The 20,014-nt window shown below is 51.2% G+C and carries 6 protein-coding genes; 1 reads left to right on the forward strand and 5 read right to left on the reverse strand.

The genetic code is table 11. The features are described from left to right. Positions 1-142: 142 nt before the first annotated feature. From ABSH60_RS23140 to umuD, 4 genes are all read right to left on the reverse strand, one after another. Positions 143-14,035, reverse strand: coding sequence for an autotransporter-associated beta strand repeat-containing protein (locus ABSH60_RS23140; protein ID WP_390976416.1), 13,893 nt, complete (start codon positions 14,033-14,035; stop codon positions 143-145). Between the two features lie 267 nt (positions 14,036-14,302). Next, entirely contained in the window at positions 14,303-15,259 is a 957-nt protein-coding gene (locus tag ABSH60_RS23145; protein WP_056772515.1) for a LysR family transcriptional regulator, read from the reverse strand. A gap of 401 nt (positions 15,260-15,660) precedes the next feature. Beyond that, positions 15,661-16,926, reverse strand: coding sequence for a translesion error-prone DNA polymerase V subunit UmuC (gene umuC, locus ABSH60_RS23150; protein ID WP_390976418.1), 1,266 nt, complete (start codon positions 16,924-16,926; stop codon positions 15,661-15,663). Continuing rightward, entirely contained in the window at positions 16,910-17,347 is a 438-nt protein-coding gene (umuD, locus tag ABSH60_RS23155; RefSeq protein ID WP_056772519.1) for a translesion error-prone DNA polymerase V autoproteolytic subunit, read from the reverse strand. The genes umuC and umuD overlap by 17 nt, the downstream gene beginning before the upstream one ends. A 372-nt stretch (positions 17,348-17,719) precedes the next feature. Between umuD and ABSH60_RS23160 the strand changes: the two genes are divergently transcribed. Next, complete coding sequence (locus tag ABSH60_RS23160; protein ID WP_056772521.1) at positions 17,720-18,709, forward strand: aldo/keto reductase; 990 nt, start codon at positions 17,720-17,722, stop codon at positions 18,707-18,709. A 40-nt stretch (positions 18,710-18,749) separates the two neighbouring features. On the opposite strand, the gene ABSH60_RS23165 is transcribed toward ABSH60_RS23160, so the two are convergent. Next, complete coding sequence (locus tag ABSH60_RS23165; protein ID WP_390976421.1) at positions 18,750-19,643, reverse strand: LysR substrate-binding domain-containing protein; 894 nt, start codon at positions 19,641-19,643, stop codon at positions 18,750-18,752. Positions 19,644-20,014 lie beyond the last annotated feature (371 nt).

Raw genomic sequence — 20,014 nt, forward strand, 5'->3', positions numbered from 1 at the left:
TTAATTCCTTGTGGGCGCAAGGCCCGGGAGTAAGTAATAGGGTTTCCACACGCGAAGCGTCGCGGTGAGATTAATGAATGCTCGGGGGAACAGTACCCGGTGGATTTCAACCGGGCACTGTTCCTGATATTACAAAATGGCTTTACCAGGAGTATTTGATACCGATCTGGCCGGACAATGAGGTGAAGTCATTATCTCCAGACTGCCCGCCGACCTGCGTCGTGACCTGCAGGTTTCTCGTCACATCACTGACAATCCCTGCCTTCACTTCTCCGTACGATTTTGGTGCTCCACTTTTAATCGCGTCGTCATTCATCACGACTGTGCCGGTGTTCTGTGTGTACCAGTAGTTGACTTCAACAAACGGTCGAATCGTCTGACCACCTTTCAGCGTATGAACGCCATACAGACGAGCACCTGCACGCGCGGTAACACCTTCCGCATCCTCTGTACTCACTTTCGTCCCACCGACTTCTGTATGGTTGTCTGAACGGTAAGAGGAATATTTCAACTGGCCCTGAGGTTCGACGAAAATCTTAGTGTTTTCATCATCACTCAGCTTAATAGCATAGCCAGTTTCCACTGAAACGGTGTCCATTTGAGAACCATACGATTCCTCTGGTAAACCGAAGCCATGAACGCTGTTATCAAACCAGTTGTGTTGCATCCATGAATCAACATAGGCGCCGCCCAGATCTTTGTCTTTCTCATACCAGGTGCCATAAACACCGGCTGAGTAACCACTTACAGAGCCATCGGCGTGAATGTGATTGCCTTGATCTTTTTTGGCGTAGGTCTTAGCAGAACCCCAGCCGCCCATGACACCGGCATACACTGAACCGAACTGCGTATCCGGTTTGCTCAGCAGATCAACACCCATCTGGACAGAAGATATATCCGCAGAGTTTGACAGTGCGCCATTCGCCATTTTCCCTGAGGAGTGGCTGCCGGTAACACGCGCCCAACTTGCATGCTCATCTTCAACGCCGTTCTGACCAGTTGAGCGGTTATAACTCTCACGATCGTGCAGCGTCATTTCAAACATGGACTGAGCTGCCAGCATGTTTCCTGCGTAGACCCCGGCTTCCGGACGCAGACCTGCGTTGCTGTTATTGTTGTTGTCGTCATCACCGCCTTGATCGTCATCACCCTCGTTACCTTCATTACCGTCTTCAGCTTCTGTGCTGGTTGAGCTCAGGTACCAGCTTTCTGCATCGCCCCCTTTGCCGCCACGCACCAGACCGTAATCGTAGGCCCCTATCGCCAGGGTACCGGTGGTAGAACGATAGCCCGTTGACTGTGAAGAAAGCGTGAATGAACCGTTTTCCGTGATTGCGCCATTGATGGCGTCAACAACTTCAATGCCGATATCGGTTTTAGCACCTGCTCCGCCATTATTGAAGACAGCCAGAGAGGTTGTGCCGGTGGTCTTACCGCCATCCAGGATAAGTTTATCCGTCGCGGAGGCGTCGTTACCCAGAACGGTATTGATGGCAACAGTACCGCCCGCACCGATCAGGTCGCCCTTAACCGTCAGGGAGTTACCGACATTTTGACCGGCCAGTTGCACCAGACCGCTGTTGGTCAATGACCCCACTGTCAGGTTAGACACTGCGCTATCACCGCCGCCGTTAACCAGAGGCAGTACGTTGTAAGAAACGATACGACCCTCGTTATTGACGCTGCCATTCACCGCACCGATACCGGAGAAGGTACCGTTCGCATTGATGTTCAGGTCACCCGCCATCGTTGAAGCTGATGATGTGCGGTTACCCAGCATCATCACGCCATCGCTGACGGTGGTATTTCCGCTGAAACCGCTCAGTTGGGAGTCCACCATGAACGTCGCTGAACCGAGTTTGTTGAACTCACCGTTACCGGTCACGTTATTGCTGAATGTCCAGTCAGTTTCAGTTTTGGCGTTGAATGTGCCATCCAGCAGCAGGTCTGCGGTACCCAGATTTTTCGACTCATCAGCAGTCAGCGTTGAGTCTTTCGCAACATCAAACTGTCCTTCGAAGGCCGAGCTGTCACCGGTCAAGGCTATATTCGAGCCATCACGCAGTTCAACGCTTCCCAGACCAGAGAAACCAACGCTGGTGATGCCATCTGGTGTGGAAGTCCAGGACGCGTCCTGCGCTGACAGGTTAGCGAATGTCACTTTGTCACTGTCAGTGGTCAGCGTAATACCTTGCGCATTGTTAAACGCTTCGGCGGTATTGAGGAACAGTTGTGAACCGTCGGTGACATCAATCTGGCCGGTAAAGCCAAGCTGAGTACCCGCTACGCTCATGACGGAAGGATCGATAACCAGTTTACCGTTGCCGAACAGCGTGTTATCGCTCGCAAATCCACCGGATACATCACCCGCAGAACGCTGGCTGTCAGAAATTGTCAGTGTCCCGTCGAGATTCAGTACGCTGCCGGTATACGCAGCGAGCGCGCCGATGGTTTGTGAACGGCCATTCATATCAACCGATGCACCTCCGTCAATCGCCAGATTGGCGGTTTTGCCCAACACATCGTCTGCAGCAAGTTTTAAGTCGCCCGTTTGAACAACCGTTTCACCGGTGAAATCATTCATGTTGTTAGAGAGCGACAACGAACGACCCACGCCAGCGTTGATTGCCAGGTTACCTGTACCTGTAATTTGGGTGCTGAAGTCCATTGCGGCACCGGCGGCACCGGCATCAGGCGTCAACGTCAGGGACTGACCCGCCTGCAGATCCACTTTCTTCAGGCCGTAACCCACGTACAGGCCATCATTGGTATCACCGAAGCTGGTGGTGTAATCGTAAGTACCGATCGCCACCGTGTTTCCGCCTTCAATGATGTCATTGATGTTCATTGCGCTGATCGCATTGCCCTGCGCATCGACCAGCGTCAGGTTGCCCACAGAGGAGCCTGCCGCTATCGAGGTGGAGTCAATGAGTTTCAGTTTTGCATCATCGTCCTGAGACATCAGATTCAACGTGCCTGACGGTGCCGGGTTAATGACCTGCGCCGCCGCCGCTGCACTGATGCTCACTTCAGAAGCTTTCGTGACATCCAGTACGCCGGTTGAAACGCTGCCTTTCGCCACGATATCCGTCGGGATGGTGGTGTTGCTGAAATCAATGCGACCACCCGCCAGCGTCAGGTTACCGATGTTTTGCACACCGTTGCCCACCGTGGTCACGTTGCCGGCACCTAACGACAATGTTGCACCGGCGAGGGTCGCGGTATTGTCGCCAGACAAGCTGAAGGTGTTATCCGTCAGCGCCACAGTACCGGTGAACGCATGGCCTGCACCGCTGCCGAAGGAGAATGCGTTACCCGCATTCGATGCATTCAGCGTGCCGTTACCGGTCAGCAGATTGTTGAAAGCAAATGCCCCTGTGGTATCCGTGTTCAGTGCACCGCCGCTGACCAGGTTAATGGCACCCGTCCCAAGGTGTTGACCGGACGTGGTAGCTGCCGCATCGACTGCCGCTTTGCCACTGATATTCCAGTTACCGGTATACGCAGAGTTTGCGCCCGTGATCGTTGCTGTACCTGCGCCGGTGACTGACGTCACACCCGCACCTGCCAGCGTGGAGGCGAATCCTTGTGCCGTGCCGAACGCCAGGTTCAGACCTTGCGCACTGTTTCCGGCAGCGGTATTGACGTTAACCACACCCGTTCCGAGAGCGCCTTTATCGGTCAGGGTCATTTTACCTGCGGCGATGTTGGTACCGCCGGTGCGATTATTCGCGCGGCTGATGGTCAAATTACCTGTGCCATTTTTCGTGAACAGACCCGCACCGGTGAGGGCGTTAGTGAATGTCCAGTTGGTGGCGGTATCCAGAATAAAGCCGCCGGTGTTGTTGATGGTCGCTGTGCCAAGGTTGGCTGCACGTGACGCCGTCACGGAGTTATTAGCCGCAATGTTAATCGCGCCGGACAGTGTGTTAGTTCCGGTTACTGTGACGTTTGAACCATTCGTCAGATCCAGAGAACCGCTTCCGGCAATGTTTTTCGCCATTACGCCAGACGCATTGTTCAGTTCCAGTTTGCCCGCCGTGGTGACGGTGCCGGTGTTACCCAGACCTGCCACGTTGTTTAGCGTTGCAGACGCGCCGGAAGCGACAGAGACATTCGAGCTCAGAGAGGTGTTAGCCCCTTTCACTGAGAAATCACCGCCATTAACATTCAGCTGACCTGCACCGGTTAATGCACCGTCAGAGGTCCCGCCGTTGGTCATCGACAATGTCCCGCCGTGAACATTGAGCGTAGAGCCTGTCGCACCGCTGAAGCTGCCTACCGTCTGGTTGTAACCATTCAGATCTGCTGTTGCCGCCGCGGCGATATCCAGCAGACTTGTCTTACCGAATGCGTTATTGGAACCTGCTGCCAGGGTACCGGTGGTAACGGTTGTTTTCCCGGTATAAGCATTAGATGCGTTGGTCAGTGACACCGTGTGCCCCGCACCGGCGGAAATATCAAGATTCCCTTTGCCGGTAATGGTGGCCGACATGTCTGTTGCCAGACCGCTTGCGCTGGTATCAGGCGTCAGAGACAACGTCTCGCCGTCGATAACATCCACACTTTTCAGAGCATAAGAGACATACATGCCGTCATTTTTATCACCGGTATTCAGGCGGTAATCATAAATACCTGTTGCAACTTTTTTGCCGCCGCTGGAGATATCAATGGACTGCCCGTTACTGATGACCTTGCCGTTCTGATCAACGAGCGTCAGCGCGCCGCCTGCACCGGTAATGGAGCCTGCACCGGCCAGCTTAGTGATAGCACCTGAGTCATCCTGAGACAGAATATTGGTGTTGCCGCCTGCGGATGGCGCCGTTGGCATCAACGTTGGCGTCGTTACCTGCACGGTACCTGCACCGTTAATGTCGATGTTTTTGGCTGTAATAATGCCGTTAGCCTGGGTTTGAGCCGGGATAGTGGCATCGAAAATGACTTTACCACCGGCAAATGTCAGACCGCCGATTTGCTGATTGCCGCTGCCGACCGTCACAATGGAGTCCTTGTCGGCCTTCAGCGTGGCATTTGTCAGCGCTGAGGTATTGTCGCCATTCAGAGCAAATGAAGTCTGTTTCAGGTCGACAGTACCCGTAAAGGCGTTGCCCGCTGCTGAGGTGAAATCAAACGATTTCGTGTTGTCAGCAAGCTGCACATTCAGCGTACCGTTTCCGGTCAGTTTGTTGCCGAAGGCAATATTGCCCGCTGCCGGCGTGACATTCAGTATGCTCGCAGCACTGCTGAGGTTAACGCCCGCAGTACCGAGGTTGTTCATCGCAGTCACAGCCGCGGAACCGACGATGTTCCACATGCCTGCCAGCGTATTGACACCCGTCAGGCCAACATCGGTACCCGTAATGTCCACTGTGCCGTTGCCGGCAATCGTGTTGCTGAAGCCAAGCTTGCTAAATGCCAGATCCAGTTTGCTACCCGCAGCGACAGAAACCGCCGAAGTACCCACCGATTTATTGCTCTGCAACGCAAGGGTACCCGCATTAATCTGCGTGGTGCCGCCCAGCGTGTTGTCGCCGGAAAGGGTCAGCTTGCCGCTGCCGGTTTTGGTTAATGAACTTGTTCCGTTCAGTACACCACTGAAGGTACTGTCTGCGGTGTTGTTGGCCGTCAATGCTGCAGACACCAGTACGGTACCTGCGCCAGTCAGGTTATTCAGCTGCTGCGCGTTACTGTTCAGATCGAGCGTGGCATTCTTTTTAACATCAACGGCTTTGCTGCTGGCAAAGACATTCACGCCACCCGCTTTCGCGGTGCCGGATGAAACGGTTGTCGTGCCGGTATAAGTATTGTTAACACCTGAAATCGTGATGGCATTGGTCGCCGCGATATCCAGGTTACCTGCGCCTGTCAGTTTGGCTTTCAGTTCAGCAGCCGTGTTGGTTGCTGTACCTTCGTTCAGAGACAGCGTTTGATTATCCTGCAGATCAACCTGATCCAGCTGGTAGGAAACGTAGAGTCCGTTGCCGCCCGCGCCGGTGCTTGCCAGAGATTCGCTGTAGTTGCCTTTCGCGACAACATTCCCACCCTGGGTAATGTTTTGTACGCTGTTAGCACCCATTACCGCGCCTTTGCCGTCAACCATTTGCAGGTTTTTAACATCACCGGCAATGGTGGTGGCGGCAATCAGCTGATTCGTCACACCGTCATCGGCCAGCAACAGACCCGCAGCAGAATTCATTGCTGCCAGATCCAGCTGCACGGAACCGCTGTTCAGCGTGAGCGTATTGGTGGTGATTTTCCCATCGATCACACCTGATGAGTTCATCGTGGTCAGCAAGCTGCCACCGTTCAGCGTCGTGTTACCTGCCGTGACGTTACCGGTCATGGTTGCTTTACTGCCTGCTTCAAGCTTCAGCGTTGCGTTAGCTAACGCGGTTGATGCGTTGGCATCCAGATTCGCAATACCATGAGCGATATCCGCTGTACCGGTAAAGGCTGAGCCGGTGTTTGCACCAAAGTTGAACTGGTGATCGGTACCCCCCAAATCGACGGTCAGCAGACCGGAACCAGAAAGCTGATTATCAAAGATGAAATCTGCATCTGCCGGAGCAATCGTGAGTTCGCCGTTGCCGCTCAGTGCCACACTGCCGTGCCCGAGGCTTACAGCATCGTTCACGATGGCAGAAGCATTGTCATTAACGTCCAGCACACCGCTGAAACCGGAGTTATCCGCAGCAACCTTCACATCAGTACCCTTGATGTTCAGGGTACCGGCGCCTGTCAGCACATTGCTCAGCGTATCGCCTGAGAAATTAGCATTCAGAGCTGCCCCTGATGCGATGCTGATATTGCCTGCGCCCGCTGCGTCATTGTTAGTCATGACCACAGCGCCTTCGGACACGGATGTGCCGCCGCTGTAGGTGGAGACAGTGTCCAGAGTGAGCGTACCGCTACCGGTTTTGTTCAGCTTACCTGCGCCAGTAATGTCGCCGGTCAGGGTGAGATTATGAGCACCGCTGTTGATGGACTCAGTACCTGCAGCCAGGGAAATATTACTATCGACCGCCAGCCCGTTGGTGTTGGCAACCAGAGTGGTGCCGTTCGCCAGAGAAACAGATCCCTGACCAAAGCCATTATTGGTGCCGATACCGACGCTGCCCTGATTAACAAGAACATTGCCGCTAAAATTGGTGGCCGTGGAATTGAAGTTAACCGTACCCGAACCGGTTTTGGTCAGGTTCTCGGTGCCGGTCAGCAACAGATCACTGCCAAATGTCAGTGCGCCAGCCGCATCAGCCACGTTCAACGTCGTCGCCGACGCGATTTTGCCTTCACCCCCCTGAGAGCCTTGAAGCGTCAGGGTATTGGCACCCATGACACCCACGTTTCCGTTGAATACCACGCTATTATGTAAGGTTTGATTGCCACCGGTTGCTTCGATACTGGTGCCGCTTGCCAGGGTCAACACCCCCAGACCTGCAGGCCCTTTCAGCACACGGCCATACTGATCCAGTGAACTGGATGCACCTACTTGCAGCAGGCCACCTTCAATGGTTGTCCCGTTGGTGTAGTTTGAATCGGCAGACATCAGACCCAGAGTACCGAAGCCTGATTTAGTAATACCGACAAACGGACCGCTGATCGTACCGGTTAAGTTCAGTACCGAGAGCGCATCCACTTCAGAGATGTTCAGATTACTTTGCAAAAGAATCTGTGAAGCGATGGTTGGCGCAGTATTACTCATGACACGAATAAGCGCTGGTGTATCAACATCACCGCTATCGAGGGTGATAGTGCCCCCGCTCAGCGTGAAGGCCTGGCCCTGGTCGCTTTCAAACGAAATAGACCCAATAGTCGTATTTCGGCCGAGAGAAATCGTGCTGCCATCAAGATTTGCGTCAGTATTATCAAACACCGCCGAATCGCCAGCACCGTTTGGTGAGCCGACATCGGTCCAGTTGCTGGATGACCACAGATCGTTATTAGTATGATCATCCCAGACATACGCCAGGCCTACTGGAACCAGTTCAATCCTGCCATTCGGGTTAATCAGCGTTTTCGCACCCGGCGCATACCCGCCGGTGAACCAGATGTTTTGGATCTTCTGATTGTCCGTCAGGCCATTGAGCACCACGAACTGATCCGCACCGCCGCCTGAGCTGGCATTACCGTCCCAGTTATCAAGGTTTAAGGTCAGGTCTGAGCGACCGACATATTTTCCGTCGGCGGTCATATTAAGGGAACCCACGGTAACGATACTGGCACCATCACCAAAATCGATATGGCTGTCAGCGTTCAGCACCACTTGCGAGGCTGAGCTGAAGGTCTGATTAAGACCGTTCACCGCCAGAGTGCCGCCGTTAAGAGTGAGTGTTCCGACAACGCCGACCAGATTGGCATTCGTCAGGGACAGAATGGCATCAGGTTCAATCAGCAATTCAGGGGTAATCAACCTGGCACCCACAGATGTGGTGGTGCCGGCACCTTTCTTAATCAGTTTACCTGAGGTCGTGATAGAGCCTGTGGTATTCGTACCGGTAAAGGCTGAGTTACCATCGAACACGGTGTTAGTGTTCGCGCCCCCCTCAATGACCAGTTTTGCACCATTACTCATGCTCATACCGTCACCAGAAAGGCGAACAGTTGAACCGTCTGCGGTGACAATTTTGGTCAAACCGTTATCAAGGTTGAGATGGCCTGTACCGAAGTAGTTATGCCCCTGGTCGACTGCTCCGGTCGTCACATCGCCCGTTGCTGTAGCCAGCAACGTAGACAAAGTACCGACCTTAATGCCAGCTGAAATCTGATTGTCGCCGTTCTTTAATTCCACAGTACCTGGACCACTTATCGCAAGCAGGCTGGGTTTACCCGTCTGATTGTCGACAAACTGTGACTCTACAGAAAGGGTGGTGTTATTCGATAAAGTCATATTCGTGGATGACAAATCGATCGTTGAGGTGTCCCAAATCAGGGTTTTGGCATCGCCACTACTTGTAATACCGATGTTTGAGCCCGCGAGGACAATCTGATTAGACATGCGGCGAGAGGTGATCCCGCTGCCGGTTTCACTGTAAGCGCCCAGCCAGCCACCGTTCGAGGTATACGCACCGGTCCCCAACGCACCGCTGATGATATTCCCTGAAGCATCTTTAACCGAGTCCGCGCCAACATATAGCTGACCAGACGCCTCGTTAACCCCGCCGCTGAAGGTGTTTTCCCCAAGAAATACGAAGCTGCCGGAGTTTGTGTATGAACCGATACGACCAAAGTTAAACCCACCGGCACCATCCAGAATATGGTCCTTGCCAAATGCGACCTGAGAACCGCTACTCGCACCCATATCGTTAACTTTAGAAACGATACTGGTCCCCTGGTGGTCGAAGTTAATATTGCCTGACAGTGTCATGCCGCCGGCTAAATTCAGCTCATTACTTAACTCCAGGAAGTCAGATTTACCGGTACTGTTATAGGTTATCCCATGGCTTACAGAACCATTAGTGACAGAGATCGTACCCGTTCCCAACCCCTGGTCGTGGGCAACCACCACATTAGCGCCATCGAGCAATACACCACCGGTGAAGGTATTATTAGCGCCATTCAGAACCAGCGTACCGGAGCCGATGTTTCTGATACCACCCGAGCCGGAGATATCGCCATCCAGAATCAGTTGGCTTCCATAGCCGACATCAAGGGAATGCTGACCCGCGGCTAATGTTGTTAAACCTGTAAATGTCAGGTCACCGCCATTGGTGCTGATGATGCCGGCATCCGTATCACGACGTAATGCCAGATTACCGTCAATGATTAACGGCCCGTCCACGGTATGATCCCCATCACGAGATTCAAGCGTATAGGTGCCGGCGGCGCCGTTACCTACGGTTAAACCCGCGGTGCCGAACAGTGAACCGTCTTCGTTAATTTGAATAACCGAGGCATCTTTCCAGAAGAACCCGCCGGTATAAGAGTTTGCCGACCCGCCGGAAATACGCAGCGTACCCGTGCCAGTTTTGTTGATGCCACCGCTGCCATCGACATCGCCCGTCCAGTCAAGATAACCGACGGTTTTGGCAACATCATCAATATAGTTAAGCGTATCAGCCAGATGCACATCGGCAGCGAAAGTGACGATGTTGTTACCCGAGTGGTGCAGGATGGCGTCACTGTTGTCATCAAAGGTAAGAGAGCCATTCCCTCCCAGCGTAAAGCTTTCCTTTCCGACCGCCTCAATCATAAGGTGGCCTACCGTATAATCGCCATCGACCTTGATGGTTTTACCATTTAACTTGCCATCGAGATCGCGGATGGTTGCACTTTGGTCGACGGCATCAGGCACGATACCCGCCAGCCAGTTTGCTGCATCACTCCAGAGGTAATCGGAATTTGACGTCGCGCCATTCCATTCGTTAGTCGCATCGCCATTCGGTAATAGCGTCCAGTAACCGCTATACAGCGAGTTTGAGACATACGCACCGGATTCATAGCCGGTAAACGCCACATTAGATAATTGCTTAGTGGTAAACGTTGGGTCCGCGGCGAAGCGCAGATACGAGCCACCCACCTGATCCCAGGCACTGGAACTTGCCAGCGTTAATATCTTGCCGTCGACCCAACCATTGGATTTTTTATTACGTGAGGCTACGGTTATTCCACCGTTATCCATCAGAATGGTGGAGTTATCCAGCAAGGATAATGAGCCTAAACTTTGCTGATAGTTATCGGTATCCAGCGCACCGCCATTAAGCACCAGATTAGTAGACGAGGTGATCTGGTTATCCCTGGATAATTCGATTGTCCCTTCGGTAATATTCAGATCGATGGCAGATAAATCCGTGATGCTGTCATCAATTTTTACCGTGCCGGAGCCTAATTTAGAGACATGCCCCAAACCAGAAATTGTGCCGCCAACCGTTGAGCTAATGGTATTTGAATCTTCGCTGCTCATAACGATATTGGGTGTATTGACCAGCGTCGTGCCAGAGAAAATAAGATCCCCTGATACGCCCAGCGTTCCTTTGCTACTCGCCGTCCCGCCGTCCAGTACACCACTGGCCAGAGTGAAATTGCCGCCGTCTAAATAATCCAATCCACCGTTGTTTTGCAGCGTCAGTGTGGAATCGTTGAGCGTGGTGTTATAGCCATGACTGTCTATCGTGACCTTGTTGCCGTTACTCACGGTAATATTGCCGGAACCCAGGTAGTTATGACCGGCTTCCAGTTGACCGATATTCAAATCGCTGGTTAATGAGGTTGTAACCCCTCCCGCGGCATTTCCCGTGTTCGTGACAAACAGACCGCCGCCAAAGGTATTATTGGCGCTCTCCAGGTTTAAAACTCCGCCGCCATAGCCATTGGATACTGACGTCAGAGAGCCATTTCCGGTGAAGTTGGTCCCGCTTTCAAAGGTGACCTGCCCATTTACACGGATCGTTCTGTCAATACCGTCTAAGTTGAAATCTTGAGCATGGGTGAAATCTATATTTTGCGCCGAGAAATCACCGTTGATATTCAGTGCGTTATCCACGACAGCAATCGAATCTAGCCCGATATTATTGGAAACAATGGATGCCCCGTTTTCAATTGTTATCTCGCCGGTGCCCACTGAATTAGCGAGTCGAAGCATAGAGTTTGAAAGAAGAGTGATATCGCCGCTGAAATTAGAAGAATCGAGGCTCTGGCCCAGATTTACCAGACCATTGACGATCAGTTGCCCGGCACCTGTCATTACGCTGTAAAAACCAACGCCCACAGCCCCGATTGACCTTTGTGAGTCGGTGGTCACTACTGTATCGCTGTTTAACTGAACACTGTTAAAGTTCAACGTACCATCGTGATCGCTCAGGGTGATAGCCGCTTGCGTGTTAGCATCGCCGCTATCAAGAATCAGAGCTCCTCCGCTTACCGTCATGGCATAACCGGTAGCTGCGCCAGTACCTACGGTTAATGAACCAATGGTACGACCTGTGCCCCCTAAACTCAGGCTGCTGAGGCCGGTTGCGGAGGCACCAAATATGACAGATGCACCTGCGTGGTCAGGAATATTATAGGTATCTCCTCCAACCCAGTTTTTGCCGTCCCCCCACACAGAACTTCCTGCCGCACCGCTCCATTCTGCCGTCATGTTTTCAAGCGGACGGAGTTCGTCACCCACCTGAACTGCGCCCTGGTTAAAGCCCTGGAACCAGACAGAACTCAGTTGATCGGCAGTCAGCGTGTTATCAACAGTGACATGATCCAGCGATGAACCCAGATTGCCTTCCCAGCCACCGATACGCAGTGCATCGCTTGCACCGGAAAGCGTACCCAAAGCAACCAGGTTGGAGCTTCCCCCTGTACCGCCCATATTGACGGTCAGTGAACTGTTATTGCCGCTGTTTACGCCGGTGAAGTGTTGATCATAGCCGTTAAAATTCAGTGTTGAATCAGTGTCCTGCACTAAATTAAGATCCATCCACGGGGAAATCTGATCAGCCTGATTCATGACAAGCGTACCGCCGCCTAAATTGACGGTAGAGGTGGCTATCTTGGCGGTGCCCAGATCCAGAGTTCCGTCTAACGCGGTGAGCGACAGAAGGCTCAAATCGGTTATTCCGCTTTGCACAGTCAGGGTGCCTTTTCCTGACTTCGTCAACGCCCCGAGGCCTGTAATAGCACCCGTACCGTTAATGTTCTGTGCTGAGGCAGAATCCATAGTAATGCCTATTCCGGATTGCACACTGGTAGAACCTGACAATATCGTCAGGTCTTTCCCTACATCCAGTATTACGCCATTACTATTAAGTAAAGTGGTATTCCCCAAAACAACTGAGCCGCTGGAGTGAAGGCTTCCTTTGGTTGCACTATTACCAAAATCAATAGTACCGCCAGACAATGTAGTCGTACCTCCGCCCAACACATTAATCGTCGCACCATCTGTTATTTTGGTGGTGCTGCCTGCAAAATCGACATTGCCTGTTGCAGAGGTATTAATATTCAGAATTGAAGATGCACTCGAAACGTCAATATCGCCGGTGCCGAGCATATGGTTGGTGCCACTGGCATTACCGATCGTTAATGTATCGGAAACTGTGCCAGTGCCGACAGCGCCTTGTTGAATATTCAGGCCACCGGAGAAGGTGTTATTTTTTGATTCAAGTACCAGGGTGCCCTTGTCGGTTTTGTTGATGGCACTGCTACCCTGCAATGCGAAATTAGATCCGAAATCTAATGTTGCGCCATTACCGGCTTCCAGGTTTAAGTCTTTTGTCAGAGTGGCGATTTCATTAGCATTTAATTTGAGCGTTTTACCTGCGCCGGCAACGCTGAATCCGTCATTAAGCGTAACCTGGTTGCTAAGGGTACGACTGCCGGATGAAACATCGAATTCTTGATCGCCACCGTCGGCTAAAACAATGGTAGAATTTCCGAATGCGGCATTATTACCCACAGCAACGGTACCGGCATTAAAATTAAACTGACCATTGAAGGAGTTCGCGCCATTTAAAGCCAGGCTTCCCACACCCTCTTTATTAACGGAAGATGCGTTAGATATTGCCCCATTAACAATGATCTTGGTATTTGTTCCATCTTCAAATGTTAATTTTTTACCGCCGCCATTAATCGTCCCATTCAGCGTCAGTTTTGCGCCGTAGGTGCTGTCATTGGTAATATTCAGGTTGTTGCTGGTGGTGATTTTCGAATCAATCGTCGCGTTAATACTGTCCAGAAGAGAAATCAGCGAGTCAGAGCCGAGATTATCGAAATTCAGTGTGCCGCCGGAAATGCCAAAATTCGACATAGCGGAAATGTCGGTTGACGCAATGGAAAGCGAGCCAATCGTGTTGGTGGCCGTTCCGAGGGAAACTGTTTTTCCATCAATCTTAACAGCATCATTATGAATAAAGTTAACACTGGTCCCTGCGCTATTTGGCACCAATGATAATGACCAGTTTGATGCTTCACTCCAGTTGTCATCAGCCGCACCTGTCCAGTCGGCAGATGCACCATAGGCAGAGCCGCCCAAAAGCAGTGCGCCGCCACCCAGAATACTGATCAGAGTATTACGGGTTATGTTTTCAGAACCAGTAAAGGCATTATTCATATTGTTGTGCTGCATTGATTTACAAGCAGACGACAACTCTTTATATAGTTTTTTTAATATAAAGACTTTTTCACATTTTCTTTTCATTTGATTCCGATCCTATTCTGTTTTTTTGCTGACATGCCTTCTGTAATAAAACAGAATAAGATAGCAAAACAGAAGATAGTGATTGCCGATTGATTTATGAGTTGAATAACAGAAGGATCTATCGTGCGATGACGATAGATTAATTCCTTCAGTAATTAACGACTATTTGAAGTAGTTCCTTTACTGCGCAGGGTTCCATACGTTTGATTCTTTACATCTATCGGTTATTTCTAAAAGCTCTACAAAATGACTGTCATCAAGTGATTTTTTATTATATATCATATAAAAATCTACTGGCTCAGGCTCATATAAACACTCGAGCACTTTAAAATTAAAGCTGGTCGCGAATTTATCCGCAAACCATTTAGGAACAAAACTCACAATATCCGACGTTTCAACAATGCTGGCATTCACGAACATCGAGCCGCTGCTGAACAAAAAATTGCGACTGCTAAAATAATTCTGAATATCAGCCTGGGTTTTCTTAAGCCCATCAGAGTTTACGTTCAGGAACGTAGACTTCTCAAATTGCATCTCTTCCGGACTTAATGTCGTTCCTAATCTCGGGTGATTCTTTCTACAAATAGGCACAGCCTTTTCAGACAAAAGATGTTTTGAAATCGTAGCGAACGAATAATTTTGTTTTATATCAAATACAATATCCGCCTTTCTGTATGTCAAAATATCTTCAGCGCTGTTCTCTGTTAAATCCGCACTGATATGAACAATTTCACAATTCAGCCCTGCATTATCCACTGCGGTATAAATGGCAGGCAATAATCTCAATGCGACATAAGGCGTGGCATGAATAACGATTTTTTTCTTTGCCATGACGTTGGAAAAATCGTTCAAACTTCCCAATAACTGCTGAAGGTTGAAGTTCGTGTTCAAATGCACGTGCAAGTCTTTTGCGGTTTTTGTCGCATCTAATCCGTTTCCGCTACGGATAAACAATGCGTCAGAGAAGAAATCGCGGAGCCTGGTCAACGACTGACTGATCGCGGAAGGACTCACATTAAGAACTTGTGCGGCTTTCGTGACGCTTTTGTAGGTAAACACGACTTCAAAAACCAACAGGAGATTTAAATCAAAACCATGCATTTTTTGGATATTAGAAATAAATTCTTTATTCACCATATGCCGTCTCAAACCCCTGTTCGATGTAGTTAAAAAAACGTCCAAAACCAAAGAATTTCATTGTGAAGCGTAGCAGAGTCTGCTCGCTGGGTTTTAACTTTGTTTTAGAGCGTTTGCTTAACGGAGTGCATAGTAACAACGCGTGCTTGAAATGAGCAAAGTACAAATACTTACATGCGATTAAGCTGTGCTAAATATCAAGTAATTCAAAAGAGTAAGAGATACTTTTAAGCAATTCGACCTGTCACTGATGCAGTAAATCTGCAAATACCCTCATGCAGACAGTGGAACCTGACGTGTTTTTTTATCCAGTTAAGCTGAGGTTATTGAGAAGTTTTAGAAACTGGCGTAACGGGACTTTTCTCCGCGGCCAGGCTTCCCGTCTGGCCGCTGCATCCGCATCACGCATGCACGGTCGGCACGTCGCTCCAGCGGGTGGTCCAGGCCGGTGAAAGCATGTCGCGCTTCATCTGCCAGCGCCGGTCGGTGCCCTGCCCGGCAAACCACAGCGTGCCTTTGCTTTTCTTATTGATGCTATCAAAAAGTGTCATCAGTGCATCGCTGTTGGGCCGGGGCGGAGACTCATCGAACAAATGCAGCTGGGCCACACCCTGGCTGAAAAAGTCACCCAGCATCACGCCCGCTTTTTGGTAGCGGTAGCCCTCTTTCCAGACGTTATCCAGGCAACGTAACGCCGCCGAGATAATGTCGCGGGTATCCTGCGTCGGCGTCATCAGCCGGGTATTGGCGAGGTTGCCGTAATAAATGCCGCCGTTGTCGAAAGGGCTGGTTTTAATAAATACGCAGATTTGCCGGCAAAACTGATGCTCGCCACGCAGTTTTTCAGCCGCGCGGCTGGCGTGAAAACAGATGGCTTCGCGCATCTCCTGATAGGCGCTGACCCGGGTGCCGAAAGATCGCGAACACACAATTTGCTGTTTAGCCGGTGCAAATTCTTCAAATCCGAGACAGGGTTCTCCGCGCAGTTCACGCACGGTCCTTTCCATCACCACGCTAAAGTTTTTCCTGATGTATCCCAGGTCGCATTCGGCCAGTTTGAGGGCTTTATCGATACCGACATCATGCAGTTTTTTTGATGTCCTTCGCCCGATGCCCCACACCTCGTCAACGGGCAGAAGCGCCATCAGTTTACGCTGGCGTGCGGGATCAGACAGATCAATCACGCCCTCGGACTGAGTCCACTTTTTGGCAGCATAATTGGCGAGTTTTGCCAGCGTTTTGGTCGGCGCGATGCCGACGCCGATCTTCAGGCGGGTATGCTGCCCCACGGTCTGCCGTATCTTTTTGCCAAATGCGTGCAAATCCGTGTTGTGAGGTAACTCGCGAAGATCGAGAAAGGCTTCATCAATGCTATAAATTTCAATCTGCGGACAGATCTGCTCGAGCGTATCCATCACGCGCTGGCTCATATCTCCGTAAAGTTCATAGTTACTGCTGAACACCACCACGTTATGTTGCTGAAAAATGGCTTTTTGTTTGAAGTATGGCGCGCCCATTTTTATGTTGAGCGCTTTCGCTTCCGCAGACAGTGCGATCACGCAGCCGTCATTGTTGGAAAGCACCACGACGGGTCTGCCTTGCAGATCGGGCCGCCAGGCCACTTCGCAGCTCGCGTAAAACGAGTTCACATCAGCGAGTGCGTACATTGCGATGCATCATGCTGATAACGGTTGTCACCACGCCGACGATCTCGACTTCTCGGTCCTCATTGAGAGGGATCGGTGCATAAGCCGGATTTTCAGCGCGCAGATGCGGAAAAGGATGAAGCATCAGCCTTTTGACGGTGAATTCCCCATCGAGGCTGGCTACAACAATGTCATTGTGGGCAGGCTTGAGGCTGAAATCGACCAGCAGCATGGAACCATCGATAATCGCCGCGTCCCGCATAGAATCCCCGGACACCTTAAGCACATACGTAGAGGAAGGATGGGCGATCAGATGTGCCACCAGATCGATCCCTTTCTCCACATAGTCGGCAGCCGGGCTGGGGAAACCTGCTGAAATATTGTTTAAATACAAAGGAATATTCGTTTTTTGCTGCCGCGCGGCGATCTTGTAAAGCATCATAAGGGGTTCTCACATCAATTACTGTGTTTATATACAGTATAGTTGATGGGATTTTCAGATCAATGCTCCCGGCGTGGATAAACCCCCGCTCCTCTCGTTCGCAGGACTATCAGCTTGATCTCACTAAAAAGATAATCAGCGCCTTTTTCGCATAGCAACGCTTTCCGCACCCTGCTCTGGCAGACGCCATGTAGTCTCAGCCATGCGCGCCCGGCATGACATCATTGTCAGGTGAACGCCCTATTCATGAGCTCAGTTCATAGAGTCTATCCGTTTACACGCCATTATTTATTAATGGATTACCGCTACTCTTCATTCATCACCGCGATATGTCATCGCCTATGATTCACCTAAATCGTGAGGAACTGAACAATGCAAAAACGCTATCTCGGTAATTCAGGGCTTGAAGTCTCAGCGCTCGGCCTGGGGTGTATGGGGTTGAGCCACGGCTACGGCCCGGCGACGGATACCCGCGAGGCTGTCGCGTTAATCCGTGCCGCCGTTGAGCGCGGCGTGACATTTTTTGATACCGCCGAAGTGTATGGCCCTTATCTGAATGAAGATGTCGTCGGGGAAGCCTTAAAACCGTTTCGCGACCGGGTCGTTATTGCAACCAAGTTTGGCTTCACCTTTGGCGACGATAATAAACAGCAGAATTTAAACAGCCGCCCGGAGCATATTCGTCAGGCGGTTGAAGGTTCACTGCGTCGGTTGAAAACGGATGTTATCGATCTGCTTTATCAGCACCGTGTCGATCCTGACGTACCGATTGAAGAGGTAGCTGGGGCGGTAAAAGACCTGATTGCCGAAGGGAAAGTGAAGCATTTCGGGTTGTCCGAAGCGGGTGTTGAAACCATTCGCCGCGCTCATGCGGTTCAGCCGGTAACGGCACTGCAAAGTGAATACTCCATGTGGTGGCGTCAGCCTGAGCAAGAGATTTTACCGACGCTTGAAGAACTGGGCATTGGCTTCGTGCCGTTCAGCCCGTTAGGGAAAGGCTTTTTGACCGGTGCCATCAAAACGGGTACCACCTTTGGCGAGGATGATTTCCGCAGCATAGTGCCACGTTTTGCCGCTGAAGCGCTTGAGGCCAATGAACACCTGACGGTCTTGCTGTCCGGACTGGCGGCAGAAAAACACGTTACCTCCGCGCAAATTGCGCTGGCCTGGTTACTGGCGCAAAAACCGTGGATTGTTCCTATCCCCGGCACCACTAAGCTGCATCGCCTGGAAGAGAACATGGCCGCAGCCGACGTAATGCTCTCACCGGATGATTTGCAAAAAATCTCGCAGGCTCTGGACTCGGTCAACATTACCGGCGAGCGCTATCCGGCGGCATTGCAGGCGCGGGTCGGGCGTTAAGCCATCTGACCGGCGGTTTCTCGCAGATTCCGCCGGTCATTCATTCTTTGTAGCGCAGCGCATCAATCATCAGGGCGAAAGCCGGTGGGTGCTGCTTGCGGCTCGGGTAATACAGGTAATAGCCCGGAAATGACGGGCACCATTCGTCGAGGATCTGGATCAGGGCTCCCGATTTAACCGCCTCTGCCACCAAATCTTCCGGCACACAGGCAATACCAAATCCGGACAACACGGCATCAATTCTTTCAGCAAGATGATTGAAAATCAGCTGCCCTTCGACCCTAACGCGCAACGGCTTGCCCTCTTTTTCAAACTCCCAGTGGTATATGCCTCCGGCAGTAGGCAGCCGCATGTTAATACACCGGTGATCCTGCAATTCATGCGGCGTACGCGGGATGCCGTAATCGCTGAAATACGACGGTGCGCCGACCACCACCATGCGCATGTCTCCCCCCATTTTAACCGCCACCATATCCTTATCCACACTCTCGCCCAGACGAACCCCGGCATCGAACCGGCCATCGACGATATTCACGAAGCCGTTATCGACCACCAGTTCGACATTAATTTCCGGGTATTCCCACAAGAAAGGTTTTAGCTTTGGCCACAGCAGAGTTTGGGCGGCATGTTCACCCGCAGAAATCCTGATATTGCCGGACGGGGCGCGGTTGCTCTGAAGAAGGGTGTCAAGTTCCTGCTCAAGATCGGCAAGGCGTGGCTCGAGACAGGCAATAATGCTCTCCCCCGCTTCCGTCGGGGCGACGCTGCGGGTGGTACGGGTGAGAAGACGAAGGTTTAACCGCTCTTCCAGCCCTTTAATCGCATGGCTTAACGCTGACTGCGAGACGCCCAGTTTACCCGCTGCTTTGGTAAAACTTCTCTCTCTGGCAACGACCAGAAAGACCTGAAGCTCATTGAAGTTTTCTTTTAGCATGGCGTATTCCTTAAAAAGCATGGCGGCAGAAGGTGGCACTCATGAAGTCAGTTCATGAACGCAGACAGTTTACCCCCGCAGGGCGATGTTATGCTTGTTTTTTATGAGGATTTTCGTGGGTTTACCCACAGAGGCCGGGTGAGCGCGATAAAGCATTGCCGTGATGCCACGCCCGTAATAATGAAAAAATACATCCGAAATTAGAATATATGAATTAAAAATAATTGATGGCATAAATACTTATTAGCTTATTTCCGCCAGCCTGGAAAATTATTATGAAATAACGCCCTCCGGAATAACGAATTAACGACACCCGGCTAAAAACGGCCTGAATAAAAAGGTATGCTACTCGTCCATTCAGATAACGAGGC

The organism is Rahnella sp. R3(2024), assembly GCF_042920125.1.
Lineage (GTDB): Bacteria > Pseudomonadota > Gammaproteobacteria > Enterobacterales > Enterobacteriaceae > Rahnella > Rahnella rivi.